The organism is Halorubrum sp. Boch-26 (assembly GCF_029889805.1).
In the GTDB taxonomy this organism is placed as follows: domain Archaea; phylum Halobacteriota; class Halobacteria; order Halobacteriales; family Haloferacaceae; genus Halorubrum.
On record NZ_JARANT010000034.1, the window covers coordinates 1 to 26,673 of the forward strand.

The window sequence follows — 26,673 nt, forward strand, 5'->3', positions numbered from 1 at the left end:
TCTCAGCAACCGGTTCTTCGACTCACTCGACGAACTTACAACAGCGATCGATACCGCTCTTGACCAAATTTCTATTCCAAAAGTGAGCAACTATTTCTAACGTCTACTATATTTATAAACGACCGCCTGGCATTTTGGAGATACTCGTCCCGTCATTAGGCGTTATTCATAAGTAATCACATAGGAATCAGCTGATCGACAGCAACGAATTATCACCGACACCACTTGAGCGACCATTTATAAATCGCGATCCGCGCGTACCGCCCGCCTACGCCAGGAAGACGTGCCGCGGCCGGTCGGCCAGCACCTCGCGGCCCCACTGGACCGTCTCGCGGAACTCGTCGGAGCCGAAGAAGGTCATCGCGTCCTCTTTCGCCTCCCACTGGCTCGCGATGAACATGTCGTTCTCGTCTTCGACGTTCATCATGAGGTCGGTCTCGACGTGGCCGTCCATCTCCGCGAGGATCTCGCCGATGTCGTCGAACGTGTCGGTGAACTCCCCCTGATGCTCCGGCTTGACGGTGTAGAACATTCCCATCGTGCCGAAGCCGGACTCCTCGCCGGCGCGGGCGACGACCTCCGGGAGCTCCGAGAGGAAGCCGGCCGCGGTCTCGGCGGCGGAGGCCGTGTCCCAGATGGAGACGACAGCCGCCCGGTCGGTGTGTCGCCCCTCGTACACCGCCGTCTTCACGTGGGTGCCGTAGTGGTCGAAGTTGCCGCGGAGCCCCTCGACTTCGTCGAACAGCTCGTCGATGTCGGCCTCGCTGTACAGCACCGTCGCGTACACGTCCTCGCCGCTCGGCTTCCCGGCGTAGATGTTCAGGTCGGCCAGCTCGCCGCGGATCTCCGCGTCGGAGGTGCCGCCCTCCTCGCCGTGTCCGCTCTCGTCGCCCGCTTGCGGATGGTCGCCCTCGCCGCCCGCCTCCCCGTCGCCGTGCGGGTGGTCGCCGTGGGCGGGGCCGCCGCCGGCGCTCGCGTGATCGTGGCCCGCACCGCGGCTCCCGTGGCCGTCGTCGCCGTGGTGGCCGCCCTCGCCGTGGGCGTGGCCCGCGTGCGCGCCGTCCTCGTCCCCTTCGCCCGTGGGAACCGTCTCGCCCGCGAGGTACGCGCCGAGGTCGGCGGGCGGGAACCGCCGCCCGATGTAGAAGTCGCCGAACTCGCCGTAGCGCGAGGAGGCGGGGTCGAAGCGCATCTCGTAGACGATATCCTTGATGTCGGTCGGGTCCGAGCCGAACAGGGTGACGCCCCACTCGTGGTCGTCGAAGCCGACGGAGGAGGCGATCACCTGCTTGATCTTCCCGGCGTACTCCTTGCCGACCTCGCCGTGATCGGCCATGAGGTCGGCGCGGTCCTCGAAGGAGAGGTCGTACCAGTTGTACTCCTCGCCGCGGCGCTTGCTCATCGGGTAGAAGCAGACGTACTCGTCGTCCGGGATCTCGGGCGTCAGCTTCCCCTCGATGTACCGGCGGAGCCCGGCGTCGACCTCCTCCGGCCCCTCCTCGAAGTACGCGTCGGAGACGTAGCCGGAGACCTCGGTGACCGAGACGTACGAGGTCGTCCGCTCGGTGAACGCCGCGAGCGCGGTGTCCTCGAACCGCCGTTCGATCGACGAAAGGTCGTCGAGCGACGGCCGGAAGTGGACGAACAGGAGGTCGGCCTTGTGTCCGAGCACGGAGAACAGGCCGGAGTCCCCCTCGTCGGTGTCGGCGACGAGTTCGCGGTGTTTCAGGAAGGACTCGCCCTCCTCGATCGCTCGGCGTCGCTCCCGCTCGGGGGCGTCGCGCCACGCGTCCCAGTCGATGGACCGGAAGTCGTGCAGCGCGAACCACCCTTCCTCGGTCTGTGGTGCCTCGACCATACGTCGGCTTGGAGCCCCGCGACTTAGGGGCTTGCGGGTTCCGGTCGAAACGTCCCTCTGTCGACGGAGATCGGTCTCACGGACGCGCTGTCGGTTGTCGCGACCGAAACGCTTTCACGACGATCCCGGAAACGTGTGGACGATGCGGAAGAGCGGGCCGCCGAAGGGACTGATATCGTATCTCGTGTTGGAGCTGCTCGACGAGCGACCCCGGTACGGCTACGAGCTGTTAGGCGAGATCACGGAGACCAGCGGCGGCCACTGGGAGCCCTCGTACGGCTCCGTCTACCCGATCCTCTACAAGTTCGAGGAGGAGGGCCTCGCCGAACGCGTCGAGCGCGCAGACGAGCCGGACCGCAAGTACTTCGCGCTCACCGACGCGGGCCGCGGGGAGTTGGCCGAGAAGCGCCGCGAGATCGGCTCGGAGGCGAAGGATTTCGGCGATGTCGTCCTCGGCTTCTACCACCTGTACGCCGCGCTCGCCACGGACGACCGGTTCGAGGTCGACGACGCCGACGGCGACTGGGCGTACTCCGAGCGCTACAGCGCGTGGGTCGTCGAACAGACGATCCGCCACCACGAGCGCGACTTCGGCGAGTTCGAACGGATCGACGACACGCCGGCGGAGTTCCACGCGGCGACGGCTGACGAGCGAGACGCCGACGAGCGAGACGCCGATAAGAGCGGCGCCGTCTCCGACGACGCGTCCCCCGACGAGGAGGTCTCCGAGAGCGACGCGGCCCCTGACGGCGGCGACGACATCGACCTCGACGAGGGCGACGACCCCGCTACCGGTCGATGAGCCGACCGAGTATCCCGCCGGGAAGCCCGGCGCGGATCAGCCGATCGTACAGCCGATCGGGGAGCACCGCGGCCAGCCGCGGGAGCCAGCGTGCGCGGCGGCTCACTCGGTAGACGGCTCGCGGTCGATCCGCGGTGACCGCGACGACGACGCGCTCGACCACGGTCTCGAGGTCGGTCGCGGCGGGCGCGTACCCCTCGAACGCGCGGTAGACGTCGGCGTAGGGTCCCTGCTGATCCGCGTCCGCGTTCCGGTCCGCGACCCCCGCTGCCGCGCGCTCGTTGAACCCGGTCGGGACCGGCCCGGGCTCGACGAACGCGACCGTCGCGCCGCGGGGCTCGATCTCGCGACGGAGCGCGTCGGCGTACCCGCGCAGCCCGGCCTTCGCGGCGCTGTAGGCGCCGTGGTACGGGAGCGCTGTCGACCCGACCATCGAGCCGACCACGACGATTCGACCGCCGCGCTCGCGGATCGACGGGAGGGCGGCCCGGACGACCGTGTGGACCGCGGTCAGGTTCGTGTCGAGCTGCCGGCGGAAGGAGTCGACGGAGGTGTCCTCGACCGCGGCGATCTCGTACCCGCCGACGCAGGAGACGACGCGGTCGAGCGGGCGGTCGGAGAGCAGCGCCTCGACGGCGTCGCCGTCGCGCAGGTCGAGGGCGTGGGTCTCCGCGGCCTCGGGGAGGGCGGTCAGCCCGTCGGCGTCGCGATCGATCCCGATCACGTCGTGGCCGGCGGCCGCAAGCGTTCGCACGACGCCGGCGCCGATCCCGCCGGCCGCTCCGGTCACGAGAACGCGCATGAGAACCGGTACCGCCCGGGGACGGGTGACGCTGACGGTTCGGCTCGGGTCGGGCCCGAAGTCAGGGGTAGGCGGCTCGGGTCGGGCCCGGAGTCAGGGGTAGGCGGCTCGGGTCGGGCTCCCGAAGGCATATACCACCGACCCGCGACTACTCGACGTATGTCCACCGACGAACCGTCCGTCCCGATCGTGTGTACCGAGTGCGAGACGGAGACCAGCGTCCCCCTGCCAGACGTGGCGGACGCGCTCGCCAAGCACAACGACGGGAAACACGACGGCGAGGAGATTGCGGAGGTCGACCCGGCGCTGAAAGACCGGCTCGCCGACCTCGTCGCCGAGGACCTCGGACTCTTCGAGGAGGCGTAGGCGGAACGAGCGCGGGAGGGGTCGGCGGAAACGGTCGAGAAGGAGTCGGCGCCGACTACGACCGATCGGCCGCCTCGATCGCGGGCGATCGGCGCCGATCGCGGACACGGCGGTCGTGCGTGGCTCTCGGAGCCGGTCAGTCGTTCTGCGCGAGCGCGCCCCTCGGGTGGCCCTTGTGCTGGAGATTCCGGTTGTCACGCTTCCTGGTCGCGGTCGCCGGGATGACCCTGTCGGCGTCGACCTCGCTCCGCGGTCGGCCGGTGTAGCCGTGGTCCGGATGTTCGGCGCAGTGGGCCATCGCGTCGTGAGATCCCTCCCACGGCCCATCGTTGCAGCTGTTTGCCGTGCAGACGAACACTATTGCATCGGACATGTTACCCGAGGCTTTCTGACTATTATATATAAACGTGAAGGCGCAATTATCATATCAGATAACAAGATGGTCGGTTGACGCGGTCCAGAGCCACGACTCGGGTTTCGACTCAGTCGCTGGCGGCGGGAACGTCGAACAGTTCGACGCTCGTCCCGTCGTGGCGGCAGTCCTCTAGGGCGTGTTTGGCGGCAAAGCCGGCTTCGTGGGCGGTAGCGCCCCGACCGACGCCGACCTGTAGCTCCACCTCCACCGCCTCGCTGACGTGCGCGATCGCGTCGCCGAACGCGCCCTCGGGGAGATCCGGGCAGACGGAGATGATGTTGTCGCCGCCGACGAAGAAGGAGAGGGCGCCGTGCTGCTCGCGGAGGTACCGCATGAGGGAGGCGTACGCCCGTTCGATGTTGATGAACGTGTCGAACTCGTTGAGCCGATCGGTGTACTTCCCGGTCGTGTTGACGACATCGAAGTGCGCGATCTGGAGGTCGGCCCTCGTCGTCTCCGTGAGGTACTCGCCGGCGAGCACCTCGGTTCGGTGCTCGTCTTGGGCGCTCCCTTCCACCTGGAGCTGACGGTTCGCGGCCTCCAGCGCGTCGACCGGTCGCTCGGCGACTGCGGTCCCGAGGCTGATGCTCACCGGGTATCGGTTCCCGATCGACTCCTGAAGGGACGCGTGGGCCGCGCCGTCCACGCCGTTCGTCACCGCGATCATGTTGTCGAAGCGCGTGAAGAAGACGTACGCGTCGCGGTGGCCGACGAACTGAGCGATGTCGGCGAAGAGCCGCGACTGGAGCGTCTGCAGGTCCATCTCCCGGCGCGGCTCCGGTGTCGTCGTCCACGGCCCGTAGTTGTCGATCTGGACGAGGGTCACCTGGGTCGTCGTCACAGTGGCTCTCGGTTAGGAGTCGCGCCGCTTTACGCTTCCGTTATCTCGAAGGTGGAACCGGTATCGGTTCTGGAACTCGATTCCCCGAAGCGATCTCGACCGCCCGCAGCGCCCCCGGAACCACTAGGGCCGTGGCGCCCGGACGACGGATATGGCATTCAGCGGCGCCGTCCTCGACGTGGACGGCACGGTCGTGCGAGGAAACGATCCGATCCCGGGCGCACCGGCGGGCTACCGGCGGATCCGCGAGGCCGGGATCGAGACGCTGTTCGTTTCGAACAACCCGACGAAGGCGCCGTCGGCGTACGTCGACCGGCTCGGCGCCGCGGGGTACGACGTCGACGCCGACCGGGTGTTCACGGCCGGGACGGTGACGACGCGGTATCTCAGCGAACACCACGCCGACGACGAACTGCTGTGTATCGGCGACCCCGGACTGTTCGACCAGTTCGACGACGCGGGGCTCTCGACGACCGACGACGTCGCCGCCGCCGACGCGCTCGTCGCCTCGATCGATCGCGATTTCGACTACGACGACCTCTGTACCGCCATGTGGACGCTGGAGCGCGGCGTCCCCTTCATCGGGACCGACCCCGACGTGGTGATCCCGGCCCCGAAGCGCGACGTGCCGGGCTCCGGCGCGGTGATCAACGCGATCGCCGGCGTCGCCGAGCGTGATCCGGACGTCGTCCTCGGAAAGCCGTCGGACCCCGCGATCGAGATGGTCCGCGAGCGCCTCCCGCACCCGCCGGAGGAGTGTCTCGTCGTCGGCGACCGCCTGAACACGGACATCGCGCTCGGCGAGCGTGCGGGGATGACGACGGTGCTCGTCAAGTCCGGCGTCACCGACACAGACCGGCTCGCCGCCGCCGGCGTCACCCCCGACCACGTGCTCGACGATCTCGGCGACATCGATCACGTCCTCGGCTGACCGGGTCGGCGGCGTCGCACTCGATTTCCGACCGTTCGCCCGCTCTCGGTACTCTCCTCACTTCCGCTCCGTGGGTAAGGTTTATACGAAACAGCCGCTTTCGGTGGGACATGAGTGACGTTGACACGCACGAGGAGGCGACCGGGGACGACGACGAGGACCCGGAACATCCCGTGCGCGTGATCGAGGGGCACGCGGTCCAGTTCAACGAGTACCGGTACTGACCGACGTCGCGACCGCCGGCCGGTGTCGGGACCGTTAAGTGCTCGTCCCGGATAGCCGGAGGTGTGATACGGAGGCTCCGACGCGCGAGCACCTTCGCCGCCGTGGCCGCGCTCGCGGCCCTTGCGCCGACGCTCGGCGACGCCGCCGTCGTGCCCTTCCTCGCCGTTGCCGGCCTCGCCTTCTTCGGGATCCGCGACGGGGAGTGGTTCGAGACCCTCGCGCTGCCGGGCGACCGGGAGGAGGAGCGACTGTACGGGCTCGTCGCCTTCTCTGTCGCCGCCGCGGGCCTCGCGCTGTTCGCCTCGCTCCCCCGCGCCCCGCTCCCCTACGAGGCGTTCGCCGCCGCGACGCTCGCCGTCGGCGGGGGGCGATTGGGCCGGGAACTTGTCGGTCGAGCGACGGCCGACGAGTTTCCGCTCGTCGCCGGTTACGTCGGCGCGGGCGCTCTCGCGGCCCTCGCCGGGCAGGTCGCTGTGCTGCTGCAGGTCGAACTTCTCGGCGCTGACGGGGGGTTCTCCCTCACCGGAGCCGTCCCTGCCCTGCGCGTCGACCTCGCGGGGGCACTGTCGTCGCTGGCGACGGCGTTCCCCGACCTCGTCTTCCTCGCGTCGGTGGCCGCGCTCACCGCAGCGCTCGTGCGGTCGCTGGTGTTCGCCCGCGACGCGCACATTACGGTGATCCTCGTCGCCTTCGCGGTCTGGGGGTTCGTCGCGCTCGATCCCGCCGTCACCGCCCCCCTCGTGGCGTTCGGGCTCGGCGTGACCGCCGCGCTCGGCTACGTCTCGTTCGCGCTCGGCACCGCCTCGGTCCCCGGGATGCTGACCGGTGTGCTCTCCGCGCTGCTCGCCGTCGTGCTCGGCGGAGTCGGGTGGTTCCTCACGCTGATGTCCTTCTACGCCGTCGGCGGGCTCGCCTCGAAGTACCGCTTCGACGAGAAGGCGGCCCGCGGCGTCGCTCAGGAGAACGAAGGCGCCCGCGGCACGGGGAACGTGCTCGCGAACTCCGCGGTCGCGCTCGTCGCGCTCCTCGGGTACGCGGCGACCCCCCACGTCGCCGTGCCGGCCGCCCCGTTCGCGTTCGCGTTCGCGGGGGCGACCGCCACCGCGATGGCCGACACGCTCTCCTCGGAGATCGGCGGGCTCTTCGACGGGCCGCGGCTCGTCACGACCCTCCGGCGGGTCGAGCCCGGCACCGACGGGGCGATCACGTGGCAGGGCGAGATCGCCGGGCTCGCCGGATCCCTCCTCGTCGCCGGCCTCGCCGCGGTCGGGATGCCGATCGGTGACCTCGTCGGCGGCGGGGGGATCATCGTCCTCGCCGGCGTCGCCGGTATGACCGCCGACAGCGTCCTCGGCGCGGTAGTTGAGGGCGATCGGGTCGGCAATCAGGCCGTGAACTTCCTCGCGACGCTGTCCGGGGCGGCGGTCGCGGTCGCGCTCGGGGTGGCGCTGCTGTGACATCGACGCCGCACGACGAGAATCCCGTCGCCCCCGACCCGCGCGTCCGCGACGCCCGCCCGGCCGACGCCGCCCGGATCCGGGAGCTGCAGGCGTTCCTCCGACAGCCGAACCCCGACCTCTTGGAGTACGGCCTCGCGGTGGGCTCGGCGCTCGTGAGCGTCGCAGACGGCCGGACCGTCGGCTATCTCCTGCCGGTCGACGCCCCGAACCGGCCCGGCGTCCACCTCGCCGAGCTCGTCGTCGATCCGGACCATCGACGCGAGGGGCGCGCCAGCGGGCTCCTATCGGCCGTGATCGCCGACGCCGACGGTCCCGTGACGCTACAGGCGCACCCCGACAACGAGGGGGCGCTCGCGCTGTACGACGGGCTCGGCTTCGCGGTCGTCGACCGGCGCGCCGACGCGTACGCCGACGGCGACGCGCTCGTGTTGCGGCGGGAGTAGCGCCGGTGCTCCCGGGGCGGACGACGCCCTCGCCGGCTCTCCCGGGACGGGGACAGACAAAAGGACTATTCGAGCCCCGCGCCTCCGCCGAGACATGAGTGACGCCGACGCGGACCGGGAAGCGGGCGCGAAACCCGAGGCGGGCGCGGACGCCGCCGAGCCGATCGAGGTCGACTTCGGCGAGAACGGGCTCGTCCCCGCGGTCGCCCAGGACGCCGACTCCGGCGAGGTGCTGATGCTCGCGTACGTCTCGCCGGAGGCGCTCGAGCGCACCCGCGAGACGGGCGAGGCGCACTACTACTCCCGGTCCAGAGAGGAGCTGTGGCACAAGGGCGGCTCCTCCGGCCACACGCAGGCGGTCCGCGAGGTTCGCGTCGACTGCGACGCCGACACCCTGCTGTACCTCGTCGACCAGAACGTCGGGGCGTGTCACACGGGCCACCGGTCCTGCTTCCACCGGACGATCGACGGCGAGCACGTCGGAGAGCGCGTCTTCGACCCGGACGAGGTGTACTGAATGGGCGACGCAGCCGGCGGCGCGGCGGACCGCGGCGCGGCGGGACGCGACGCGGAGCCCGACCCCGTCGCCGAGGCGGGCGAGGCGGCCGGGAGGCTCCGCGAGCGCTACGACGAGCTCCGCCGGCTCGAAGACCGGATCGCCGACCTCGGCCGCGAGCGCGTCGAGGCCGCGGCGGACACGTACCGGCGGGCGCACCGCGTGCTCGACCAGTACGAGGAGGACGCGGTCGGCAGCGGCGACTTCGCGGCCTACGTCCAGTTCGAGGGCGAGTTCGCGAACGCGGTCGACGTCGACGACGACGCGCTCGCGGCCGACGCCTTCGCGGCCGCCGACGAGGCGGTCGACAAGAAGCGGCTCTCCGAGCGCGACTTCGAGGCGGCCCGCGAGGCGCTCGAACCCGCCGGCGAGTACGTCGACCTGCTCGCCGACCGCGACGACGCCGTCGACGACTACCGGATCGCCCGCAAGGAGGCCCGAGAGGCCCGGAAGTCCCTCGCCGCGCGGCTCGACGAGCTCCGCGAGGTCGCGGGAATGGCGGACGCGGACCTCGACGCCGACGTCGACCGCCTCCGCGAGCCGATCGCGACGTACAACGAGGCGGTCCGCGAGTCGTTCGACGACTTTTATAAGTCGGCGTCGGCCCGCGACGCCTTCGCCTTCCTCGACCGCGCGGACGCGACCCCGTTCGTCGACGTCGACGTGCCGCCGACGGACCTGGCCGAGTACGTGGCCGAGTACGAGGCCGGCGAGGAGCCGCTCCCGACCCTCTTGGAGTACGCGGACTACTCGAACTCCAAGCTGGAGCACTACGTCGACGACCCCGGCGCGCTCCGGACGGCGGTCGCGGTCCACCGCACCTACGTCGAGCGGCTCGACGGCGAGCCGCTGACGCTCGACTGGCCGCCCGCCGCCGGCGACGAGCTCGCCTACGAGATCGACGAGCTGATCCCGCTGGTCTCGCGGGTCGCCGACGACGGGACGGTCGCGACGCTGCGAGCGGTCCGCGACCTCGCGCGCGCCGACGAGTACGAGCGGCTCCGTCGCGCGGCCGAGGTGCGCGACGCGCTCGACGAGCCGGAGCTGGAGCTCGTCGAAACGGGCGCCGTCCACGACCGGGTGCGCGAGGCCGAGCGCACCCTCGACATCGTCGACGACGTGCTGGCGGAGACGGAGCGGTAGCGGGCTTTTAAACAACTTTTTTCGGAGAACCGCGCCCTTTCAAGAGCCGTCGGCGCCGACGTGGTGGTATGACCCGATTCGACGCCGCGACGGAGGCCGAGCGGCTGAAGCTGTACGCGGACGCGGCGGCCGCCCACCGCGCCCGGTCGAGCGACGTGATGACCGTCGACGTCGACCCCGACAGCGACGTCACCGAGGGCGGCGAGGTGCCGCCGTGGATCCAGCTCGCCGGCACGGAGCTCATCTTGGACTGCACCGATGACGAGCTGGACCGGTTGAAGGAGTTGTTGGGGGAGTTCCCCGAGTTCCGGATCGACGAGCTCGTCAGCCCGGAGGAGGCCGAGGGGACGAACGCGGTCGTCACGGCGCGCTCGGACGCGAACCGCGTAGCGGGGTTCGTCGAGCGCGCGTTCCGCGAGGTGTACGGGCTCGACGAGGAGTACCGGGCCTGGGTGACGGCTATATGAACTGAATTTCGGTGTCGCTGTCGGCTGTTTATAAGTCGTTGACTACGGGGCGAAGGCTTCCGACGCTCCGGTCGCCTACTTATAAACGGTTGATACTGGATCGGCGGAGAACACCTCCAAAGCCCCAGCCGGTGAGGAGCGCGCACGCTCGCTGCGCTCCTCGCTCAGTCGCTCACGCTCCTTCGCTGCGGTGCTTACGTCGCCTCCGCGCTCCTCACCGGCTGCCCCTTTGAGTCCCACCCCGCACCGCGACCGCACAGCCTCACGCCTCCCCAGCCTCGTCGGCCGGCCTCCGCGTCGCTTCGGCCGGCCGACTCCCTCGCGGGCCCCTCGCGGTCGCCGGCGGCGATCGCTCGGAGGCGCGCCACCGCTTCGGGCATTTATAAGCTGGCGGCGTCGGCCAGCGCGCGGACGTCTCATCTTAATTCCGGTCACGACACACTTACTTTCCGCGGCGCGTTTGACTCGGTAGATAGTCGCTCCCCGCGCTTGCCGGACGGGGGCGACGCCGACCACCATGCAACAGTACCTCGATCTCGTCGACGACACCCTGTCGACGGGCACGTACAAGCCGAACCGGACCGGCGTCGACACGATCGCGTCGTTCAGCGGGCAGTACACCGTCGACCTCGCGGAGGGGTTCCCCCTCCTCACCACCAAACAGATGGACGGCTACCGCTGGAATTCGCTCATCCACGAGGTGCTGTGGTACCTCTCCGGCGAGGAGCACGTCCGGAACCTCCGCGAGGAGACGAAGATCTGGGACGCGTGGGCCGACGACGAGGGCCGACTCGACACCGCCTACGGGCGGTTCTGGCGACGCTACCCGGTCCCCGAGGACGACGCCGCGCTCCCCGGCGAGGCGTGGCCCGAGGACGCTCACCGCTGGGTGACCGTCGAGGAGGCCCCCGACGGGAGCGAGCGCCGGACGTTCGATCAGATCCGGTACGTGCTCGACACCCTCGAAGAGAACCCCCGCTCGCGCCGGATGGTCGTCAACGCGTGGCACCCCGCCAACGCCGCGACCTCGACGCTCCCGCCGTGTCACTACTCGTTCGTCGTCAACGTCCAGGACGGACGCTTGAACCTCCATCTCACGCAGCGCTCGGGCGACATCGCGCTCGGCGTCCCGTTCAACATCGCGGCGTACGCGATCCTCGCGAACGCGCTCGCGCAACGGACGGGGTTCGAGGTCGGCGAGTTCGGTCACACCGTCGTCGACGCGCACGTCTACTGCGGCCGCGGCGACCGCGGAAAGTGGTACGCGAAGAACCTCCCGTACGTACAAGACCGCCTCGCGAACGTCGAGAGCAAGGCCGACTACCTCGACGTGAAGAGCTGGGTCGAGCGAACCGCCCCCGACGAGGCGGACGGCGAGGCTGGGTACGACCACGTCCCCGGCCTCCTCGAACAGCTCTCGCGGGAGCCGCGCGAGCGCCCCCGGATCGAGATCGCCGACGTGCCCCTCGACGAGTTGACGTACGAGGACGTCGAACTCGTCGACTACGACTCCGCGGACGGGCTCTCGTTCGCGGTCGCGGAGTGATGACCGACGACGACGCCGATGCCGGGTCCGCCGGCGTCGATCCGAGTTCCGCCGACGCCGACGTCGACCTCGTCGTCGTCGCCGCCGTCGCCGAGAACGGCGTCATCGGCGACGACGGCGGGATGCCGTGGCACTACCCGGCGGACCTCGCGCACTTCAAGCGGCTCACGACCGGTCACCCCGTGATCGTCGGTCGGACGACGTACGAGAGCATCGCCGCCCGGATCGGCGGTCCGCTCCCCGACCGCACCAGCGTCGTGTTGACGACGCGCGACCCCGACCTCCCCGAGGGGGCCGTCGTCGCGAACGACGTCGACGAGGCTGTCGCGCTCTCCGCCGCCGACGCCGCCGACCGCGGCGTCGACGAGGCCTACGTGATCGGCGGCGCCGCGGTCTACGAGCTGTTCCTCGAACGCGCCGACGGACTGGTCGTGACCGAGATCCCCGAGCGTCCCGACGGCGACACGCACTTTCCGGACCGAGACCGCGACGCGTGGCGGGAAGTCGACCGCGAGGTCGTCGCGGACGCCGACGCTGACGGCGACGACGGCCTCGCGGTCGTCACCTACGAACCGATCGGCCTGTGACGTATGGGACTCTTCTCCAATTTTAAGTAGACGTTCGGGATGTAAAAACCGACGAAGTACCAGACTCCGACACTGTATCAGAGAAAAACTATCTGTAGTAACACTTTTGTTCTCCCAGTGTGGTATCTGTTGACATGGCATTATCGGAGTCGACGATCGAGCCGAGGCGGTGTCCGTTCTGCGAGGCGGAGCTGGCGTCTCCGGGCGCGGGATTCGTGCGACACATCGACGAGAGCCCGGAGTGTCGAGACGCCTTCGAGACGTGGCGAGACCGCGTGACCGACGACATGCGGGGCGGTTGGGCGGGGTGACGGCCTCACCTGCGCGGAGCACCGCCGGGAGCTCGCCGCCTGTCAGCTCCGAAGCGCCTCGACCGGCCGTTCGTTCGCGGCCTTCCAGGCCGGGTAGGCGCCGCTGACGAGTCCCACGCCGACGCCGAATCCGAGCGCGAGGAGGAGGTAGCGGCCGTTCGTCGGGTCGAGCGCGAGGGCGACGTCAACCTCGGCCGTCAGGAGGACGAGCCCGGCGACGAGCAGGACGGTGAGGAGGGTCCCCGCGGCGGCGCCGGCCGCGCCGATGAGGCCGGCCTCCGCGAGCAGCACGCGCAACACGTCGCGGCGGGTCACGCCGACCGCGCGCATCACGCCGATCTCCTGCCGGCGCTCGACGGTGCTCATCAGCATGACGTTGAGGATCGAGACGCCGGCGACGACGAGCGAGATAGCGCCGAGCCCGAGGAGGAACGTGCTGAGCAGGCCGAAGAAATCGTTGATCTCGTCGACGATCGCGGCGAGCTCGAACAGGTCGACGCGCTCCTCGCGGGCGTTCACCTCCGTACGAATATCGTCGGCCGCGGCTCTCGCCGCCTCGCCCGACTCGGCGACGACGAGGGCCTGCCCGTACCCGTCCGCCGAGAAGGCGGACTCGGGGAGGAAGACCGCGTCGTCCGGCGCCACCGGGCTGAACGTCTGGCTCTCGACGAGCACGGCGACGACCCGGACCTGCGACCCGGCGATCTCGACGGTGTCGCCCGCGCCGACGCCGAGCTCCTCGGCGACGCCCGCGCCGACGATCGCGCCCTGTCGGTGGCGCTCCGGGAGCCGTCCCTCCGCGGCCTCGAACGCGAGCGCGGGCTCCTCGACGCCGTAGACGGTCGCGAACTGCTGGGCGCTCTGGCCGGAGACGACCGCGTTGTCCGAGTACAGCGGGACGACCGCCGGCGAACCCACCGCGCGCCTGATGTCCGCCACGTCCGCGTCGGAAAGCGAGTCGACGCCGGCGTCGGCGTTGGGCGAGACCACGACCTGCGTGCCGATGTCGCCGATGGCGTCCTGGGCGCCCAGCGCCAGCACGTTGCCGAAGATGCCGAGCGCCGCGACCGCGAGCACGCCGATGCAGACGCCGAGCACCGCGAGCGCGGTCCGCACTCGATTCCGACGCAGGTTCCGCGCGGCCATCGCGACCGCGGGGCGCCAGCCGCGGAGCCGGCCGCCGAGCCCCGACCGAGTCTCCGGATCGGTCCGGCTCATCTGTCCTCCGGCGCGGGGGCGGTCCGGTCGATGGGAGTCGATTTCTCGCCCTCCTCATCACCGTTCGGGACCCCGCCGACGAGCACGCCGTCGGTGAGCTCGACGACCCGGTCGGCGAACCCCTCGACGAGCGGGTCGTGCGTCACCGCGACGACCGCCACCCCTTCCTCCTTCACCCGCTCGAACTCGGCGAGGATCGACTCCCCCGTCTCCGTGTCGAGGTTCCCGGTCGGCTCGTCCGCCAGCAGCACCGCCGGCTCGTTGATCAGCGAGCGGGCGATGGCGACCCGCTGTTTCTGTCCGCCGGAGAGCTCCGACGGCTCGTGGTCGAGCCGGTCGCCGAGCCCGAACCGGGAGAGGAGGTCTGCGGCGCGCTCGCTCGCGTCGCCCGGGTCAAACGCGGTCGGCAGCGCGACGTTCTCGACCGCCGTCAGCGTCGGCAGCAGGTGGAAGTCCTGGAAGACGAACCCGATCGACTCCTTCCGCGCCGCCGTGCGTTCCGCGACGGAGAGGCTCGTCACGTCCGTTCCGTCGAGGTGCCGCCGCCCCTCGGTCGGGTCGTCGAGGAGGCCGAGCACGTTCAGAAGCGTCGACTTCCCGGAGCCGCTCGGCCCGACGACCGCGACGAACTCGCCCGGCTCGACCGCGAAGTCGACGTCGTCGAGCGCGATCACGGGCTCGGCGCCCCCGCCGGGGTAGCGCTTGGTCGCGTCCCGGAGCTCGACGCTATACATCGCGGCGACGCACCACGCCGCCCACGACGACGAGGCCGGCGGCGCCGACGAGCCCGACCGCCCCGAATGTGCCGACGGAGCCGAGCGTGCCGACGGAGCCGAGCGTGCCGACGGAGCCGGAGCCGCCCTCGACGCTCCCCTCCGCGTCGGGGAGCGCCACCGTCTCGGTCTCGACGTACCGCACGCCGCGCTCGGTGTACGCGATCTGGATCGGGACCTCCGACGCGACCGACGCGTTCGCCGCCGTGCGCAGATCGAAGGCGACGAAGTCGCCGGCGCCGACCGCGCCGACGAAGTACTCGCCGCCGGCCGGGGTCGGGGCGACGCCGGGCGCCCCACCCACGGAGACGACGACGCCCTCCAGCTCGCCGCCGCCCGCGTTGCCGAGGTTTGCGTCGACGATGACCTCGCCGTCGCCGGTCGTCTCGACCACCGCGTCGGTGACGGTCGGCGCCGCGTCGTGTGCCGGGTACCGGAGCGTGGACGTCGCGGTGCGCTCCGCGCCGGCGCCGTCCTGCGCGTCGAGGTCAGACCGGAACGTCGCCGCGAACGTCACCGCCGATCGCCGGTCGAGCGGGCCGAGATCGACGACGACGCGTCGCTCCTCGCCGGGCGCGACGTCCTCGACGACGTACGGGCCGGCCTCGAAGCCGGCCTCGCCGTCTTCTCCGCTCTCGTCGTCTCCGCTGTCGCTGTCGGCTCCGGTCACGCCGTCGACTTCGCCCTCGCTGCCCGCGATCGGCTCGCCGACGGCGGTCAGGCTCACGCGATCGGCGGTCGTCGTGCCCGTGTTGACCACGGTCACTGCCACCGGCGAATCGGCCGACTGCACGGATTCTTCGGTGTCCTCTCCCGTGTCGAGCCCGCCGCCACCGCCGCCGAAGACGCCCTCGATGCCGCCGACGTTGATGCCGCCGGAGCTCTCGCTTTCGTCGTCGCTCTGGAGGTCTTCCGGGGCGAGCCCGCGGGTCCGGAGGTCGAGCGCCACCTCGTCCGGCTGGACGTCGACGACGACGTCGCGGGTCACGGTGACGGTACCTCCGTCCTCCTCCCCGCCCGTCGCCTCCTGTTCGGCGACCACCTCGACGGTGAGCCGGCGCTCGCCGGGTTCGTCGAACCGCGTCCACAGCTCGACGTCGAGCGAGTCGCCGGCCGAGAGCGCGCCCACCGCGGTCGCCTCGTCGAGCGGCTCCGCGTCGTCGTCCGCGCCCGCGTCGACGACCCTGACGCTCGTCACGTCGGCCGCGGCGGAACTCCCGCCGGAGTTCGAGACGGTGACGTTCAGCGTCGTGCGCTCGCCGACGACCGGCTCGGTCGTGCTCGCGTCCGCCCCGTCGATACTGATCCGGGCGTCGGGCACCGCCGTGGCCCCCCCGACGGCCGCCAACAGCGCGAGGAGGGCTACCAGCACGGCTGTCGTTCGTGTGGGAATCAATGTCGACCCTGTTAGGAGGCCGATCGGCATATATCCGTCGTAGGCGGGGATCGTGGGACGGGTGAGACCCAACACGACGCGCCGGACGACGCCTCTCCTCCGCTGACCGCGGACGGGGAAAGGCCCCCGGGTCGCGGTCGAGACGTACCGGTTACGGATGCTTTTTCAACCGTCCGGCGTAATAACGGGTAATGAGCCAAGGCGACACCGCGAGAGCGGGTGATCGGCGATGATGGGCGGCAACGACCAGCAGGCGTACGACCGCGGTACGTCGCTGTTCTCGCCCGACGGGCGCATCTACCAGGTCGAGTACGCCCGCGAGGCGGTCTCGCGCGGCGCGCCGAGCGTCGGGATCCGCACCGCGGACGGCGTCGTGTTCGTCGCGATGTCCCGGGCCTCCTCGACGCTGATGGAGGCCGAGAGCATCGAGAAGCTCCACAAGCTCGACGACCACCTCGGCACCGCGAGCGCGGGCCACGTCGCCGACGCGCGACAGCTGATCGACCTCGCGCGCCGGCAGTCGCAGGGGAACCGCCTCCGCTACGGCGAGCCCGTCGGCGTCGAGACGCTGACGAAGTTCGTCACCGACCATATCCAGGAGAACACCCAGCGCGGCGGTACCCGGCCGTACGGCGCCGCGCTCCTCATCGGCGGCATCGAGAACGGCGAGCCGCGCCTCTTCGCCGCCGACCCCTCCGGGACCCCCAACGAGTGGAAGGCGACCGTCATCGGCGGTGGCCGGCAGGACATCCAGGGCCACCTCGAGGAGGAGTGGACCGACGATCTCTCGATCACCGGCGGCGTCGAGCTCGGCCTCGCCGCGCTCGCGGCTCACGAGGACGAGTTCGAGCCCGCCGACGTCGCGGTGGCGACGATCACCGAGGCCGACGGCTACCGGACCGTCCCCGGCGACGAGGTCGCCGACGCGTTCGAAGCGGCCGAAATCGGCGACGATGCGGACGACGCCGACGCGGACGACGACGACGAGACCGACTCCGAAGAGTAGCTAGGTCGCCGCCCCTCGCGGCCGATCGCTTTTCTCCGGCGCCGTCGAACACGGGGTATGACTCGCATCGCGGAACTCGTCGCGTATCCCCTCAAGTCCAACGACGGGACCGCTCTCGACCGCGCGGAGCTGGGGTCGGCGGGCGCGCTCCGCGGGGACCGCACCTACGCGCTCGTCGAGGCCGGCGTCGACCCGCACGAGGCCTCCGTCGGCGCGGGGGGAGGCTACGTCAACGGGAAGCGCGAGCCCGCGGTCCACGGGCTCCGCGCGAGCCACGAGCCGGCCGACGCGGCCGACGCGACCCCGACCGCGGTGACCCTCTCTCGGCCGGTGCGCCCGGAGACGGGAGCCGCCGCCGACGAGCGGACGTTCGCGCTCCCGGAGGACGGCGACTCGCTGGCGGCGTGGGTCGGCGACTACCTCGGCTACTCGGTCGATCTGGTGCGCGAGCCCGACGGCGGGCTCCCCGACGACCGGAGCGCCCGCGGGCCGACCGTGGTCTCGCGAGCGACGCTGGAAACCGTCGCGGGCTGGTTCGACGCGGTCGCGGACGCGACGGAGATGCGCCGGCGGCTCCGCCCGAACGTTGTCCTCGACGGGTGCCCCGCGTTCTGGGAGGACCGGCTGTTCGCCGACCACGGGGAGGCGGTCCGGTTCGCGGCCGGCGACGCCGAAATGCTCGGCGTCAACCCCTGTCAGCGCTGCGTCGTGCCGTCTCGGAACCCGGACACCGGCGAGGAGATCGACGGCTTTCGCGAGACATTTATCAAGAACCGGCGAGCGACGCTCCCCCACTGGACCGAGAGCGACCGCTTCGACCACGACTTCCGGCTGATGGTGAACACCGTCGTCCCGGAGGCGGAGAGGGGGTCGACCCTCGCCGTCGGCGACGAGGTGGCGATCGAGGGGGTCGAGTCGCTCGACGAGGCGGCGTACTGAGCGCTCGGCGCGTCCGAACCGGTGCCGCCGTTTAGAAAGATTCGCGCGAAGTGGCCGTCGGCGACTACCGGCCGCCGTCGGTCATCGCGACCGGTTCGTCTTCCGTCGCGTCCGCCGAAACGTCGCTCCCGTCGGCGGTCCGCTCTCCGACGCTCGCGGTGTCGGGCGTCGTCTCGCCGACGCCGAAGTGGTTCCAGAGGGTGACGCCGACGACCGCGTACGCGACGAGGTCGTAGTGGACGGCCCCCTCGAAGGCCGTGAACGCGGCGAGGGTGCTGTAGCCGAACAGCGCGACCACGCTCCCCACGAACACGCTCTCGTTCGTGATCCTGCCCGCCGCCGCCGCGGCGACCGAGCGCTTGATGAGCGGGCCGCAGGCGACGAGGAACGCGATCCCCGACAGCGAACCGAGGTTGACGAAGAAGTGCGTCGCCATCTGCGAGTCGAGGATCGACTGGAGGTACTGGACCGTGACCGGGTCGTAAAATAGCCACTCGATGCGGGTGGGATAGAGGACGGCGATGTAGGGTGTCGCCACCATCAGCCCGAAGAGAACGGCGACGGCGACGCGGGCGGAGGCGAACTGCGCGGCGCGCCGAACCTCGAACGCCGCGTCGCCGGGCGCGACCACGAGTCCGCAGGCCTCCAAGGCGTCCCTGAGGTCCTCGCGGGAGACGTCGGGACCGTGATGGATCCCGACCGTCCCGTTCCGCCTCGTCGCCGAGGCGGCGCTAACGCCGTCGCGATCCACGAGGACGGCCTCCAACAGCCCCTCGCGCCGCTTCGTGTCGATTCCGTCGACCGAGAACGTGTCGTGAACGTGCGGCTCCGGCACCCGCTTGGTCCGCGGCCCCGCGTGGTCGGGTACCGTCGCGTCACCGCGGTCGCCCGCCGGCGCGTCGATCCCCCGATCGCGGGCCACGGCGTCGAGCCGCGTGGAACGCCCGTGGCGGTCGTCTGCCATGTGAAATAGCTACGTCCGCATCAGCATGAAACTTCCCCCGAGGCCAAGTCCGAGCCCGTTCGGCGCCGTCGTCTCACGCCGCCACCGAGCGCCTCACGCGTTGACAGACTCAAGGTGCGAGGTGACGATCATCTGCCCCTTCCGCGTGAGCGCCGCGCCCGACTCGCCGTCGACGACGAGCCCCTCGTCGCGGAGCGTGTCGAGGACCATCGACGTCTGCGTGACGTCGCCCGTGACCACGTCAGCGACGTCCGCCTCGCCGCCGGCCGAGTAGATCGACACGAGGATCTCCAGCTGCTCTTCGGTCGGGTCGAACGACTCCAGATCCTCCATGGCGTCGTCGTACTCAAGCTTGATGTACCGACCGAGCACGTTCAGCGTGCGCTCGTTCGGGACCGTCGCGATCGAGGACACGGTCTGTCCGTCGACGACGTGGCGGAACACGAGCGCGGGACGCTGCGTGCCGGCGAGCGTCCGGTCGGTCCGTTCGTAGTCGATCACGGCGGAGAGGTCGACCTCGAACGGGTCGGGGCAGTCGACGAAGCGGATCGCGCCGGGCGAGAGCGCCACCGACGCCGTGTGGTCCGACGCGTCCGTGACGCGCCCGCCCACCTTCGCGGGATGGCGGACGGTGACCGTCACGTCGCGCAGCAGGGCCTTGAACAGCAGGCGGGTGAACCGCTCCATATCGTCCGGCTCCCGCTCTATGAGGGCCGTGCGTCGCTCTCCCTGTCGGCCGTACGCGAGGGTGACGCTGTCGCTGAAAAACGACCGGAGGTCGCCGGGGACCGTGCCGACGACCACGTCGAACACGCCGGAGAGCGGGACGGTCGTCTTCCCCTCGTCCGTCGCCAGTACCAGCCGACGCTGGCTCAGGAGCACTCGCCCCGTCACCGGCTCGTCACTCCCGGTCTCCGGGGTGTGGACGCGACCGACGAAGTCGGCGACGACGGACTCTCCCATCGTGGCACCCTAGACGCCGTCCGCTATTTACTGTTACCCACGACGTATCAGTCGTGATAACAAACTGTCAATCTCCGAGCGCGGCGCGAGCGAACGTGTTCGGCGTTGGTTCGCTTTTGATTCGGCGTTGGTTCGCTTCTGATTCGGCGTTGGTTCGCTTCTGATCGGCCGAGCGAGCGAGCACCGAGAGGCGAGGAACAGCAAAGCCTAATGAGGAGGGCATCAAACCGACAAGTGATGCCCACAGTAGAATACCTCAACTACGAAGTGCTCGACGACCACGGCTGGTCGATGGACGACGACGACCTCTTCGAGGAGGCGGCCGGCGCCGACCTCGATGCCGAGGACTACGGCACCCTCGACGTGAATCAGGGCGAGTACATCCTCGAATCCGCCGAGGCACAGGGCTACGACTGGCCCTTCTCGTGCCGCGCCGGCGCCTGCGCGAACTGCGCGTCGATCGTGAAGGAAGGCGACATCGAGATGGACATGCAGCAGATCCTCTCCGACGAGGAGGTCGAAGACAAGGACGTCCGCCTCACCTGCATCGGCAGCCCGGCGACCGACGAGGTCAAGATCGTCTACAACGCGAAACACCTCGACTACCTGCAGAACCGCGTCATCTAACACCGTCCGACCACGCCGCGGTCGTACCACAGACGGTGTTCGATGTGGGTTGCCCCCATCGATGCCACCGTTTTTTCGAACTAACTGTCCCGAACAGCGGCCGCCGCGGTTACGCTCTCGACTCCGGCTACCAAGCGGACCACGCCGTCAGGCTCTCGTCGCGGGCGTACACCCGTTTGCAGTCTTTGGCGTACGCGAAGTCGCCCTCGTGGTCCAGCTTCTCGTGGCGGTACTCGGGGGCGTCCTCGCGGATCTGGACGCCCTCGACGACGAACTCCTCCTCGCCGAATTCGACGGTCTCGCCGACGGAGAACTCGTAGTCGCCGGGCACGTTCACGCGGATCGACCGCGTCTCGTCGGCGTTCCCGTCCTTCGGGTGCAGCGTCACCGGGACGGTGACGTTGTCGACCGCGCGGGTCCACAGCGTCTCGACGGTCTCGATGTCGGCCTCCTCGACGCGCTGTTCGGGCCCGACCTCGATCCCGGTCACCCGGACCTGCATCAGCGCGTCGGGGGTGTCGACGACGAACTCCTCGCCGGTCGCGACGTAGGTGTCCGCGGGCACGTCCATCCGGGTGGTGAACGACTCGCCGTCCTGCGAGACGACGATCTTCAGTCCGACGGTCTCCTCCTCCGGGATCTCGGCCTTGTACGTGTGGTCGCAGTCGGTACAGCGGACGGTCGCCTGCCCGCCGGGACGTAACACTTCGTGGACGGTCTCCTCGCCCGGCGAACACGACGGGCAGGCGAGACCGACTCGGTCTCCTGTTTCGGTCATTACGGCGTCGTATCCGCCGCTCGCGTAAATATCCGCCCCTGTGGCCGTGGTGCGTCACACGCTCGCGTGGGGGTCGGCGACAACGCTGGTCGAGACCGGTCCAGTCTCCGCCCGAGTAAGGAAACTGGTTTACCGGTGTCAGGGAAACGGACGCCCATGATCGTTCCCGGATCCAGCTCACAGCTGCTCGCGGCCGCGCTCGCCGAGGAGACGGGCCGGCCGCTGGCGACGCCGACGTACGACCGCTTCCCGGACGGCGAGACGCTCGCGGCGGTCCCCGACTTCGCCGGCGACGAGGCGACGATCGTCGCGGCGACCGACTCCGACGCGGCGTGGGTCGAACTGCTCCAGCTCCAAGACGCCGTCCGCGAGGCCGGCGCCGAGCGCGTGACCACCGTCGTCCCCTACATGGGGTACGCGCGGCAGGACGAGTCGTTCGGGGACGGCGAGCCCGTCTCGGCGCGGGCGATGGCGCGGGCGATCTCGACCGGGACGGACCGCGTCGTCCTCGTCAACCCCCACGAGCCGGGCGTCGCCGACTTCTACGACGCCCCCGCCGAGACGGTGGACGCCGCGGGCGCCCTCGCGGAGCCCCTGCCGGGCGACTTGGCCGAGCCGCTGTTCCTCGCGCCCGACGAGGGCGCGGTCGGCATCGCCCAGACGGTCCGGGACGCGTACGGCGCGGGCGAGACGGACTACTTCGAGAAGCACCGCGACCGCGAGACGGGCGCGGTCGCCGTGTCGCCGTCGGACGCCCCCGTCTCGGGGCGGGACGTCGTCGTCGTCGACGACATCGTCGCCACCGGGTCGACGATGAGCGAGTCGGTCGCCGTGCTGACCGAGCGGGGCGCGGGGCGGGTGCTCGCGGCCTGCGTCCATCCCATGCTCGCCGCCAACGCCGTGACGAAGCTGCGCGGCGCCGGCGTCGACCGCATCGTCGGCAGCGACACCATCGAGCGGGGCTGCAGCGTCGTCAGCGTCGCCCCCGTCCTCGCCGACGCGCTGGAGTAGTCTTTTTTTAATCGATCTCTCGGATCACCCGCGCCGGGTTCCCGCCGACCACGGTGCGCGCCGGCACGTCCTCGGTGACCACCGCGCCGGAGGCGACCACCGCCTCGTCGCCGACTGTCACGCCGGGGTTGAGCGCCGCTCGCCCGCCGATCCAGACGTCGTCGCCGACGGTCACTGGCCGTCCGCTCTCGCGGCCGGTCGCGCGCTCGTCGGGGTCGATCGGGTGGGTCACCGCGTAGACGTGCACGCCCGGTCCGAGCATGCAGCGGTCGCCGAACGAGACGGGGGTCGCGTCGAGGAAGACGCAGCCGTAGTTCGCGAAGAAGCCGTCGCCGACGGCGACGTTGTACCCGTAGTCGCAGCGGAGGGACGGTTGGACGACCGGGTCCTCGCCGACCGCGTCGAACAGCTCGCGGAGGAGGCCGGTCCGGCGCTCCCGCTCGGCCCCGCTCGTCGCGTTGTACCGGCGCGTCAGGTCGCGGGCGCGCTCGCGGTCGGCGACGAGGTCCGGGTCGGTGGGGTCGTAGGGCTCTCCAGCCACCATCCGCTCGGTCTCAGTCGGCATAGTCGGGGTGACGAGAGCCGATTTATAAGATATCGGTGGTTCGGCCGCCCGACCGGCCCTCACCCGTGCGTGTAGCCGCGGTCGGGGAGCGGGTCGCCGTCTGCGGTGACCCCGTCCGCGGCGTCGACGACGGTTCCCACGCGCACGAGCCCGGCGGGACAGGCCTCGCGGGCGTCGTCGAGGGCGGCCTCGGGGACCGCACAGGCGAGCTCGAAGTCCTCGCCGAAGTGCGCGGCGAGCTCGAAGCGGTCGGTCGGTCCCTCGGCGACGTCGTCGACCGCGGGGTGAACGGGAAGCCGGTCGCGCTCCAGCGCGAAGCCGACCTCGCTCGCCTCCGCGAGCTGGTGGAGCGACCGCGCGAGCCCGTCCGAGGAGTCCATCATCGCGGCCGCGCGCCCGGCGAGCGCGACCCCCTCGGCGACGCGGGGGGTGAACCGGAACAGCTCGTTGGCGCGCTCGACCGACTCCCCGTCGCCGCGATCGAATAGCCGGAGGGCGGCCGCGGACCGCCCCCACTCGCCGGTGACGCAGAGCGCGTCGCCGGGAGCCGCGCCCGACCGCGTCACCGGGCCGGCGTCGGCGACGTCGCCGATCGCGGTCGAGGCGGTCGTGAATTCGTCGTGAGAATCGAGGTCGCCGCCGACGTACTCGGCGCCGACCGTCTCGCAGACGTCGACCGCGCCGGCGACGAACCGGTCGAGCCGGTCGGGATCGAAGGCGGCGTCGGCGTAGACGGCGACGGCCGCGGTCGCGGTCGCGCCCATCGCCGCCACGTCCGAGAGCGACGCGCCGACCGCGCGCCACCCCGCGGTGTACCGCGTCGTCCCCGGCGGGAAGTCGGTGCGCTCGTGGAGCATGTCGGTCGTGATGACGGTGTCGCCGACGACGGCGGCGTCGTCGCCCGCGTGCGGGAGGTCGGCGGCGAGTCGGCGAAGCGCGTCGCGCTCGTTCACGACCGGTACCAACGCACCGGACCCGCTTAGAAGGGATCGGTCCGGTACGCCCGTCGCCCGGCTGGCGCGACATCCGGCTCGCGCGACCGGCCGTGGTGTGTGGTACCACGAATCATTTAAAGGCGTAAAACACATTAACGAATATTATCATTATCAATCATTATGTTTATTACCAACCCCCCGAACCAACCGAGTGCAATGTCAGTATCCGTACGCGGACACACGGCAGCACGACGCGCCGACCGCCCGATCACCAGACGACCACCGCAACCACCCACACGACCCGATGACGACACCTGACGACACCACGACACCCGAGACGACCCGAACGACTGATCGACAGACGACCGCTGGCGACCGATCGCCGACCGGAACCGACCGGCCGACGGCGGGTCGAACGCCGACCGCTGACACTTCTCGCCGATCGATCCCCGGCCGCACGCCGATCACCGAGGAAGCGGGCGCGCCGCTCGTTCCGACGACGACGGCCGAGCAGGCCACGACGACCACCGATCCGACTCGGCGGTCGCCTCGCCGCCCGAGCCCGCCACCGACCGACGCGGAGCGGGACGCGCCGCTGGTCCCCGACCTGCGTCCGACCGGTCGCGCGCAGACCGACGGAGGGTCGCGATGAGCGCCGTCCCGATGGCCGGAACCGGCGCCGGCCCCCGGCCCGATCCGACGACGTTCACGAGCCGCGCGACCGACCGATACGCGACCGGACGGCACACGGCTGACCGGTTCACCGACGACGACACCGCTGAGTGACATCCATGCATCCGAACGAACTTGACGACGACGTCTTCACCAGAGATATCGACAACCCGGCCGGCCGGCAGCTCCGCGAGATGTTCGCGGAGCAGGAGTACACGTTCGCGCCCGGGATCTACCACGCGCTCGACGCCCGCCTCGCGGAGATGGCGGGGGTCGACGCCGCCTACATGAGCGGCTACTCCACCGTGCTCGGCCAGTTCGGCTTTCCCGACCTGGAGATGGTCACGATGACCGAGATGGTCGAGAACGCCAAGCGGATGGTCGAGGCGACGAACCTCCCGGTTGTCGCCGACTGCGACACCGGCTACGGCGGCGTTCACAACGTCCGCCGCGCGGTCCGCGAGTACGAGAAGGCCGGCGTCGCCGCCGTCCACATCGAGGACCAGACCTCGCCGAAGCGGTGCGGCCACATCGCGGGCAAGCAGATCGTCTCCCGGGAGCAGGCGCGGTCGCGCTTCGAGGCGGCCGTCGACGCCAAGCAGAGCGAGGACACGGTGATCATCGCGCGGACCGACGCGTACGGCTCCGCGAACGGCGACTGGGAGGAGCACCTCGAACGCGGCCGGATCTACGCCGACGCCGGCGTCGACCTCGTCTGGCCGGAGATGCCCGACCCGTCCCGCGAAGACGCGATCGAGTACGCGGAGACGATCCACGAGACCCACCCGGACCTCGATCTGGCCTTCAACTACTCTTCGTCGTTCGCGTGGAGCGAGGAGGAGGACCCGCTCACGTTCGCGGAGCTCGGCGACTTGGGCTACCAGTACATCTTCATCACCCTGTACGGGCTCCACTCGGGCGCCCACGCGGTGTACGAGGACATGCAGAACATCGCCGAGAACGACGAGAAGGCCCAGTTCGACCTCGAGGACCGCTACCTCGGCCACGAGACGGAGAGCCACCACGAGCTCTCGTTCGTCCCGCGGTATCAGGACATCGAGGCGCGCTTCGACCCCGACGCGTCGGCCCGACACGAGGAGTCCGCCGGCTTCACCGACGAGGAGAGCGACCCGATCACGGCGAGCGAGAGCGACGACGACTGACCGGACCGCGCCCGGTCGTCGGATCCGCGCGGCTGCGGTCTTTTTATGCGATAGTGCGCGCGAATCTACGAGAGCGGGGGAAGAGAACGGAACGCGGAGTCTCGTCGACTGTCGTTCAGGCCGGGAGCGTGTCGATGCCGTCGATCTCGACGTAGCCGTAGTTGCACTCGGAGCAGCGCCACTTCGTCTTCTCGCCGAGGTGGAGGGTCATCGCCGCGGTCCGGTAGAACGACTGCGTCTCTCCGCAGGAGGGACAGTCTACGTCCTTTTCGAGCGCCATGTGCGCGGGTCGGTCCGGCGCGGATTTGAAGCTACTGGTTCGCCGGTTGTCCGAAGAATCAGTCGATCGTTCACAAGCCATTGCTCATGGATCGGCGGTGAACAGCTTCAAATCCCCAGCCGCGCTCGGCAAACCCCAGCGACGTAAGGACCGCAGGGAGCGAGCACCGCGAGCGACTGAGGACCGCAACGAGCTGCGGGAGCCGAGCGCGGCTGCCCTTTTGAGTCCCACCCACCTGCAACTGCACCGCAGCCTCATACCTCCCCAACCTCGCCGCTCGCTGCGTTCGCGGCGTCCTTCGCGTGTACCGCTCGCGCCCTAACGGCCGCTTTCGGGCACGCGCCACCGCAGATTCGTTTATAAGTGCCATCGCTGTTCTCTCGATCGCTTATAAAACGCAAGGAGAATACCCGCGGCTTTAGGCGCGGGATGAATCCGACAACGCCGACACGTTCCACCGTCGATGGCACAGCCTGAGTTTCCCAATCCTCACTTTTAATTATCAATCGCTTCAACAGAGAAGTAAGGTCAGGTCGGAACGGAGCGGATTCCGAACGACCTTCGGAGGCGGTCTACCCGCCACTCAATGAGACAGTATCCGAAACACCGACACGGTGAACGCGAATCCTC

At 70.0% G+C, this 26,673-nt stretch carries 31 protein-coding genes; 18 read left to right on the forward strand and 13 right to left on the reverse strand.

What is annotated here, in order from left to right:
• Window positions 1–268: 268 nt before the first annotated feature.
• On the reverse strand, window positions 269–1,858 hold the full coding sequence (locus tag OQF71_RS06840) for a heme-binding protein (RefSeq protein ID WP_280586676.1): 1,590 nt from the start codon (window positions 1,856–1,858) through the stop codon (window positions 269–271).
• Window positions 1,859–2,000: 142 nt separating this feature from the next.
• Here OQF71_RS06840 and OQF71_RS06845 point away from each other — a divergent pair, with 142 nt between their 5' ends.
• On the forward strand, window positions 2,001–2,660 hold the full coding sequence (locus tag OQF71_RS06845; protein ID WP_280586677.1) for a PadR family transcriptional regulator: 660 nt from the start codon (window positions 2,001–2,003) through the stop codon (window positions 2,658–2,660).
• On the opposite strand, the gene OQF71_RS06850 is transcribed toward OQF71_RS06845, so the two are convergent.
• On the reverse strand, window positions 2,647–3,462 hold the full coding sequence (locus tag OQF71_RS06850; protein ID WP_280586678.1) for an SDR family NAD(P)-dependent oxidoreductase: 816 nt from the start codon (window positions 3,460–3,462) through the stop codon (window positions 2,647–2,649). The two genes, OQF71_RS06845 and OQF71_RS06850, sit on opposite strands and share 14 nt — an antisense overlap.
• Window positions 3,463–3,621: 159 nt before the next feature.
• On the opposite strand from OQF71_RS06850, the gene OQF71_RS06855 reads away from it, so the two are divergent.
• Window positions 3,622–3,828, forward strand: coding sequence for a hypothetical protein (locus OQF71_RS06855; RefSeq protein WP_280586679.1), 207 nt, complete (start codon window positions 3,622–3,624; stop codon window positions 3,826–3,828).
• A 136-nt stretch (window positions 3,829–3,964) separates the two neighbouring features.
• Here the strand turns inward: OQF71_RS06855 and OQF71_RS06860 are convergent, their stop codons facing one another.
• Both OQF71_RS06860 and OQF71_RS06865 read right to left on the reverse strand, forming a co-directional pair.
• A complete protein-coding gene (locus OQF71_RS06860) occupies window positions 3,965–4,201 on the reverse strand; it encodes a hypothetical protein (protein ID WP_280586681.1) in 237 nt (78 codons plus the stop codon).
• A gap of 109 nt (window positions 4,202–4,310) precedes the next feature.
• Window positions 4,311–5,084: a GTP cyclohydrolase III gene (locus OQF71_RS06865; protein ID WP_280586683.1), complete on the reverse strand. Its 774-nt coding sequence runs from the start codon at window positions 5,082–5,084 to the stop codon at window positions 4,311–4,313.
• Window positions 5,085–5,235: 151 nt separating this feature from the next.
• Between OQF71_RS06865 and OQF71_RS06870 the strand changes: the two genes are divergently transcribed.
• The 9 genes from OQF71_RS06870 (at window position 5,236) to OQF71_RS06910 (ending at window position 12,753) form a co-directional block, all read left to right on the forward strand.
• Window positions 5,236–6,015 (forward strand): HAD-IIA family hydrolase, encoded by a 780-nt coding sequence (locus tag OQF71_RS06870; protein ID WP_280586684.1) that lies wholly within the window; start codon window positions 5,236–5,238, stop codon window positions 6,013–6,015.
• 287 nt (window positions 6,016–6,302) lie between these two features.
• The gene (locus OQF71_RS06875; protein WP_280586686.1) at window positions 6,303–7,697 is read left to right on the forward strand and encodes a DUF92 domain-containing protein; all 1,395 of its coding nucleotides are present in this window, start codon (window positions 6,303–6,305) and stop codon (window positions 7,695–7,697) included.
• On the forward strand, window positions 7,694–8,143 hold the full coding sequence (locus tag OQF71_RS06880; RefSeq protein WP_280586687.1) for an N-acetyltransferase: 450 nt from the start codon (window positions 7,694–7,696) through the stop codon (window positions 8,141–8,143). Before OQF71_RS06875 ends, OQF71_RS06880 begins: the two co-directional genes overlap by 4 nt.
• A 94-nt stretch (window positions 8,144–8,237) precedes the next feature.
• On the forward strand, window positions 8,238–8,660 hold the full coding sequence (gene hisI, locus OQF71_RS06885; protein WP_280586689.1) for a phosphoribosyl-AMP cyclohydrolase: 423 nt from the start codon (window positions 8,238–8,240) through the stop codon (window positions 8,658–8,660).
• On the forward strand, window positions 8,661–9,842 hold the full coding sequence (locus OQF71_RS06890; protein WP_280586691.1) for a hypothetical protein: 1,182 nt from the start codon (window positions 8,661–8,663) through the stop codon (window positions 9,840–9,842). It abuts the gene before it with no gap.
• A gap of 68 nt (window positions 9,843–9,910) precedes the next feature.
• On the forward strand, window positions 9,911–10,309 hold the full coding sequence (locus tag OQF71_RS06895) for a hypothetical protein (RefSeq protein WP_280586693.1): 399 nt from the start codon (window positions 9,911–9,913) through the stop codon (window positions 10,307–10,309).
• Window positions 10,310–10,826: 517 nt separating this feature from the next.
• The gene (gene thyA, locus OQF71_RS06900; RefSeq protein ID WP_280586695.1) at window positions 10,827–11,855 is read left to right on the forward strand and encodes a thymidylate synthase; all 1,029 of its coding nucleotides are present in this window, start codon (window positions 10,827–10,829) and stop codon (window positions 11,853–11,855) included.
• Complete coding sequence (locus OQF71_RS06905) at window positions 11,855–12,442, forward strand: dihydrofolate reductase (RefSeq protein WP_280586696.1); 588 nt, start codon at window positions 11,855–11,857, stop codon at window positions 12,440–12,442. The genes thyA and OQF71_RS06905 overlap by 1 nt, the downstream gene beginning before the upstream one ends.
• Window positions 12,443–12,576: 134 nt before the next feature.
• Entirely contained in the window at window positions 12,577–12,753 is a 177-nt protein-coding gene (locus OQF71_RS06910; RefSeq protein ID WP_280586698.1) for a hypothetical protein, read from the forward strand.
• Window positions 12,754–12,795: 42 nt separating this feature from the next.
• On the opposite strand, the gene OQF71_RS06915 is transcribed toward OQF71_RS06910, so the two are convergent.
• The 3 genes from OQF71_RS06915 to OQF71_RS06925 are packed head-to-tail and all read right to left on the reverse strand — an operon-like array spanning window position 12,796 to window position 16,170.
• Window positions 12,796–13,971 (reverse strand): ABC transporter permease, encoded by a 1,176-nt coding sequence (locus OQF71_RS06915; RefSeq protein WP_280586700.1) that lies wholly within the window; start codon window positions 13,969–13,971, stop codon window positions 12,796–12,798.
• Window positions 13,968–14,705, reverse strand: a complete 738-nt coding sequence (locus OQF71_RS06920; protein ID WP_280586701.1) for an ABC transporter ATP-binding protein — start codon at window positions 14,703–14,705, stop codon at window positions 13,968–13,970. Before OQF71_RS06920 ends, OQF71_RS06915 begins: the two co-directional genes overlap by 4 nt.
• Window positions 14,698–16,170: a hypothetical protein gene (locus OQF71_RS06925; protein WP_280586702.1), complete on the reverse strand. Its 1,473-nt coding sequence runs from the start codon at window positions 16,168–16,170 to the stop codon at window positions 14,698–14,700. Before OQF71_RS06925 ends, OQF71_RS06920 begins: the two co-directional genes overlap by 8 nt.
• Window positions 16,171–16,369: 199 nt before the next feature.
• Here OQF71_RS06925 and psmA point away from each other — a divergent pair, with 199 nt between their 5' ends.
• The gene (gene psmA / locus OQF71_RS06930) at window positions 16,370–17,146 is read left to right on the forward strand and encodes an archaeal proteasome endopeptidase complex subunit alpha (RefSeq protein WP_280586703.1); all 777 of its coding nucleotides are present in this window, start codon (window positions 16,370–16,372) and stop codon (window positions 17,144–17,146) included.
• A 57-nt stretch (window positions 17,147–17,203) separates the two neighbouring features.
• Window positions 17,204–18,085, forward strand: coding sequence for an MOSC N-terminal beta barrel domain-containing protein (locus OQF71_RS06935; RefSeq protein ID WP_280586704.1), 882 nt, complete (start codon window positions 17,204–17,206; stop codon window positions 18,083–18,085).
• Between the two features lie 64 nt (window positions 18,086–18,149).
• Here OQF71_RS06935 and OQF71_RS06940 read toward each other — a convergent pair whose 3' ends face one another.
• Window positions 18,150–19,049, reverse strand: coding sequence for a hypothetical protein (locus OQF71_RS06940; RefSeq protein WP_280586705.1), 900 nt, complete (start codon window positions 19,047–19,049; stop codon window positions 18,150–18,152).
• Window positions 19,050–19,142: 93 nt separating this feature from the next.
• Window positions 19,143–20,012, reverse strand: a complete 870-nt coding sequence (locus OQF71_RS06945; protein WP_280586706.1) for a CheF family chemotaxis protein — start codon at window positions 20,010–20,012, stop codon at window positions 19,143–19,145.
• A gap of 237 nt (window positions 20,013–20,249) precedes the next feature.
• Between OQF71_RS06945 and fer the strand changes: the two genes are divergently transcribed.
• Entirely contained in the window at window positions 20,250–20,639 is a 390-nt protein-coding gene (fer, locus tag OQF71_RS06950; protein WP_280586707.1) for a ferredoxin Fer, read from the forward strand.
• Window positions 20,640–20,766: 127 nt separating this feature from the next.
• Here fer and OQF71_RS06955 read toward each other — a convergent pair whose 3' ends face one another.
• Window positions 20,767–21,417: an HVO_0476 family zinc finger protein gene (locus tag OQF71_RS06955; protein WP_280586708.1), complete on the reverse strand. Its 651-nt coding sequence runs from the start codon at window positions 21,415–21,417 to the stop codon at window positions 20,767–20,769.
• Between the two features lie 156 nt (window positions 21,418–21,573).
• Here OQF71_RS06955 and prs point away from each other — a divergent pair, with 156 nt between their 5' ends.
• Window positions 21,574–22,428, forward strand: a complete 855-nt coding sequence (gene prs / locus OQF71_RS06960; RefSeq protein ID WP_280586709.1) for a ribose-phosphate diphosphokinase — start codon at window positions 21,574–21,576, stop codon at window positions 22,426–22,428.
• A gap of 7 nt (window positions 22,429–22,435) precedes the next feature.
• Here prs and OQF71_RS06965 read toward each other — a convergent pair whose 3' ends face one another.
• On the reverse strand, window positions 22,436–22,993 hold the full coding sequence (locus OQF71_RS06965) for a sugar O-acetyltransferase (protein WP_280586710.1): 558 nt from the start codon (window positions 22,991–22,993) through the stop codon (window positions 22,436–22,438).
• A 59-nt stretch (window positions 22,994–23,052) separates the two neighbouring features.
• Window positions 23,053–23,946, reverse strand: a complete 894-nt coding sequence (gene thiL, locus OQF71_RS06970; protein WP_280586711.1) for a thiamine-phosphate kinase — start codon at window positions 23,944–23,946, stop codon at window positions 23,053–23,055.
• Window positions 23,947–24,232: 286 nt separating this feature from the next.
• On the opposite strand from thiL, the gene OQF71_RS06975 reads away from it, so the two are divergent.
• Genes OQF71_RS06975 through aceA form a run of 3 tightly spaced genes read left to right on the forward strand, consistent with a single transcriptional unit; the run spans window position 24,233 to window position 25,763 of the window.
• Entirely contained in the window at window positions 24,233–24,580 is a 348-nt protein-coding gene (locus OQF71_RS06975; RefSeq protein ID WP_280586713.1) for a hypothetical protein, read from the forward strand.
• The gene (locus OQF71_RS06980; protein ID WP_280586715.1) at window positions 24,577–24,714 is read left to right on the forward strand and encodes a hypothetical protein; all 138 of its coding nucleotides are present in this window, start codon (window positions 24,577–24,579) and stop codon (window positions 24,712–24,714) included. Before OQF71_RS06975 ends, OQF71_RS06980 begins: the two co-directional genes overlap by 4 nt.
• 5 nt (window positions 24,715–24,719) lie before the next feature.
• On the forward strand, window positions 24,720–25,763 hold the full coding sequence (gene aceA, locus OQF71_RS06985) for an isocitrate lyase (protein WP_280586717.1): 1,044 nt from the start codon (window positions 24,720–24,722) through the stop codon (window positions 25,761–25,763).
• Between the two features lie 115 nt (window positions 25,764–25,878).
• Here the strand turns inward: aceA and OQF71_RS06990 are convergent, their stop codons facing one another.
• Complete coding sequence (locus OQF71_RS06990; RefSeq protein WP_280586719.1) at window positions 25,879–26,043, reverse strand: transposase; 165 nt, start codon at window positions 26,041–26,043, stop codon at window positions 25,879–25,881.
• Window positions 26,044–26,673: the final 630 nt, after the last annotated feature.

Coding starts and splice junctions, on each gene's coding strand:
- OQF71_RS06840 (WP_280586676.1), bottom strand. CDS start 1,858: ATGGTCGAGGCACCACAGACCGAGGAAGGGTGGTTCGCGCTGCACGAC.
- OQF71_RS06845 (WP_280586677.1), top strand. CDS start 2,001: ATGCGGAAGAGCGGGCCGCCGAAGGGACTGATATCGTATCTCGTGTTG.
- OQF71_RS06850 (WP_280586678.1), bottom strand. CDS start 3,462: ATGCGCGTTCTCGTGACCGGAGCGGCCGGCGGGATCGGCGCCGGCGTC.
- OQF71_RS06855 (WP_280586679.1), top strand. CDS start 3,622: ATGTCCACCGACGAACCGTCCGTCCCGATCGTGTGTACCGAGTGCGAG.
- OQF71_RS06860 (WP_280586681.1), bottom strand. CDS start 4,201: ATGTCCGATGCAATAGTGTTCGTCTGCACGGCAAACAGCTGCAACGAT.
- OQF71_RS06870 (WP_280586684.1), top strand. CDS start 5,236: ATGGCATTCAGCGGCGCCGTCCTCGACGTGGACGGCACGGTCGTGCGA.
- hisI (WP_280586689.1), top strand. CDS start 8,238: ATGAGTGACGCCGACGCGGACCGGGAAGCGGGCGCGAAACCCGAGGCG.
- OQF71_RS06890 (WP_280586691.1), top strand. CDS start 8,661: ATGGGCGACGCAGCCGGCGGCGCGGCGGACCGCGGCGCGGCGGGACGC.
- OQF71_RS06895 (WP_280586693.1), top strand. CDS start 9,911: ATGACCCGATTCGACGCCGCGACGGAGGCCGAGCGGCTGAAGCTGTAC.
- thyA (WP_280586695.1), top strand. CDS start 10,827: ATGCAACAGTACCTCGATCTCGTCGACGACACCCTGTCGACGGGCACG.
- OQF71_RS06905 (WP_280586696.1), top strand. CDS start 11,855: ATGACCGACGACGACGCCGATGCCGGGTCCGCCGGCGTCGATCCGAGT.
- OQF71_RS06910 (WP_280586698.1), top strand. CDS start 12,577: ATGGCATTATCGGAGTCGACGATCGAGCCGAGGCGGTGTCCGTTCTGC.
- OQF71_RS06915 (WP_280586700.1), bottom strand. CDS start 13,971: ATGAGCCGGACCGATCCGGAGACTCGGTCGGGGCTCGGCGGCCGGCTC.
- OQF71_RS06920 (WP_280586701.1), bottom strand. CDS start 14,705: ATGTATAGCGTCGAGCTCCGGGACGCGACCAAGCGCTACCCCGGCGGG.
- OQF71_RS06925 (WP_280586702.1), bottom strand. CDS start 16,170: ATGCCGATCGGCCTCCTAACAGGGTCGACATTGATTCCCACACGAACG.
- psmA (WP_280586703.1), top strand. CDS start 16,370: ATGATGGGCGGCAACGACCAGCAGGCGTACGACCGCGGTACGTCGCTG.
- OQF71_RS06935 (WP_280586704.1), top strand. CDS start 17,204: ATGACTCGCATCGCGGAACTCGTCGCGTATCCCCTCAAGTCCAACGAC.
- OQF71_RS06940 (WP_280586705.1), bottom strand. CDS start 19,049: ATGGCAGACGACCGCCACGGGCGTTCCACGCGGCTCGACGCCGTGGCC.
- OQF71_RS06945 (WP_280586706.1), bottom strand. CDS start 20,012: ATGGGAGAGTCCGTCGTCGCCGACTTCGTCGGTCGCGTCCACACCCCG.
- fer (WP_280586707.1), top strand. CDS start 20,250: ATGCCCACAGTAGAATACCTCAACTACGAAGTGCTCGACGACCACGGC.
- OQF71_RS06955 (WP_280586708.1), bottom strand. CDS start 21,417: ATGACCGAAACAGGAGACCGAGTCGGTCTCGCCTGCCCGTCGTGTTCG.
- prs (WP_280586709.1), top strand. CDS start 21,574: ATGATCGTTCCCGGATCCAGCTCACAGCTGCTCGCGGCCGCGCTCGCC.
- OQF71_RS06965 (WP_280586710.1), bottom strand. CDS start 22,993: ATGCCGACTGAGACCGAGCGGATGGTGGCTGGAGAGCCCTACGACCCC.
- OQF71_RS06975 (WP_280586713.1), top strand. CDS start 24,233: ATGACGACACCTGACGACACCACGACACCCGAGACGACCCGAACGACT.
- OQF71_RS06980 (WP_280586715.1), top strand. CDS start 24,577: ATGAGCGCCGTCCCGATGGCCGGAACCGGCGCCGGCCCCCGGCCCGAT.
- aceA (WP_280586717.1), top strand. CDS start 24,720: ATGCATCCGAACGAACTTGACGACGACGTCTTCACCAGAGATATCGAC.
- OQF71_RS06990 (WP_280586719.1), bottom strand. CDS start 26,043: ATGGCGCTCGAAAAGGACGTAGACTGTCCCTCCTGCGGAGAGACGCAG.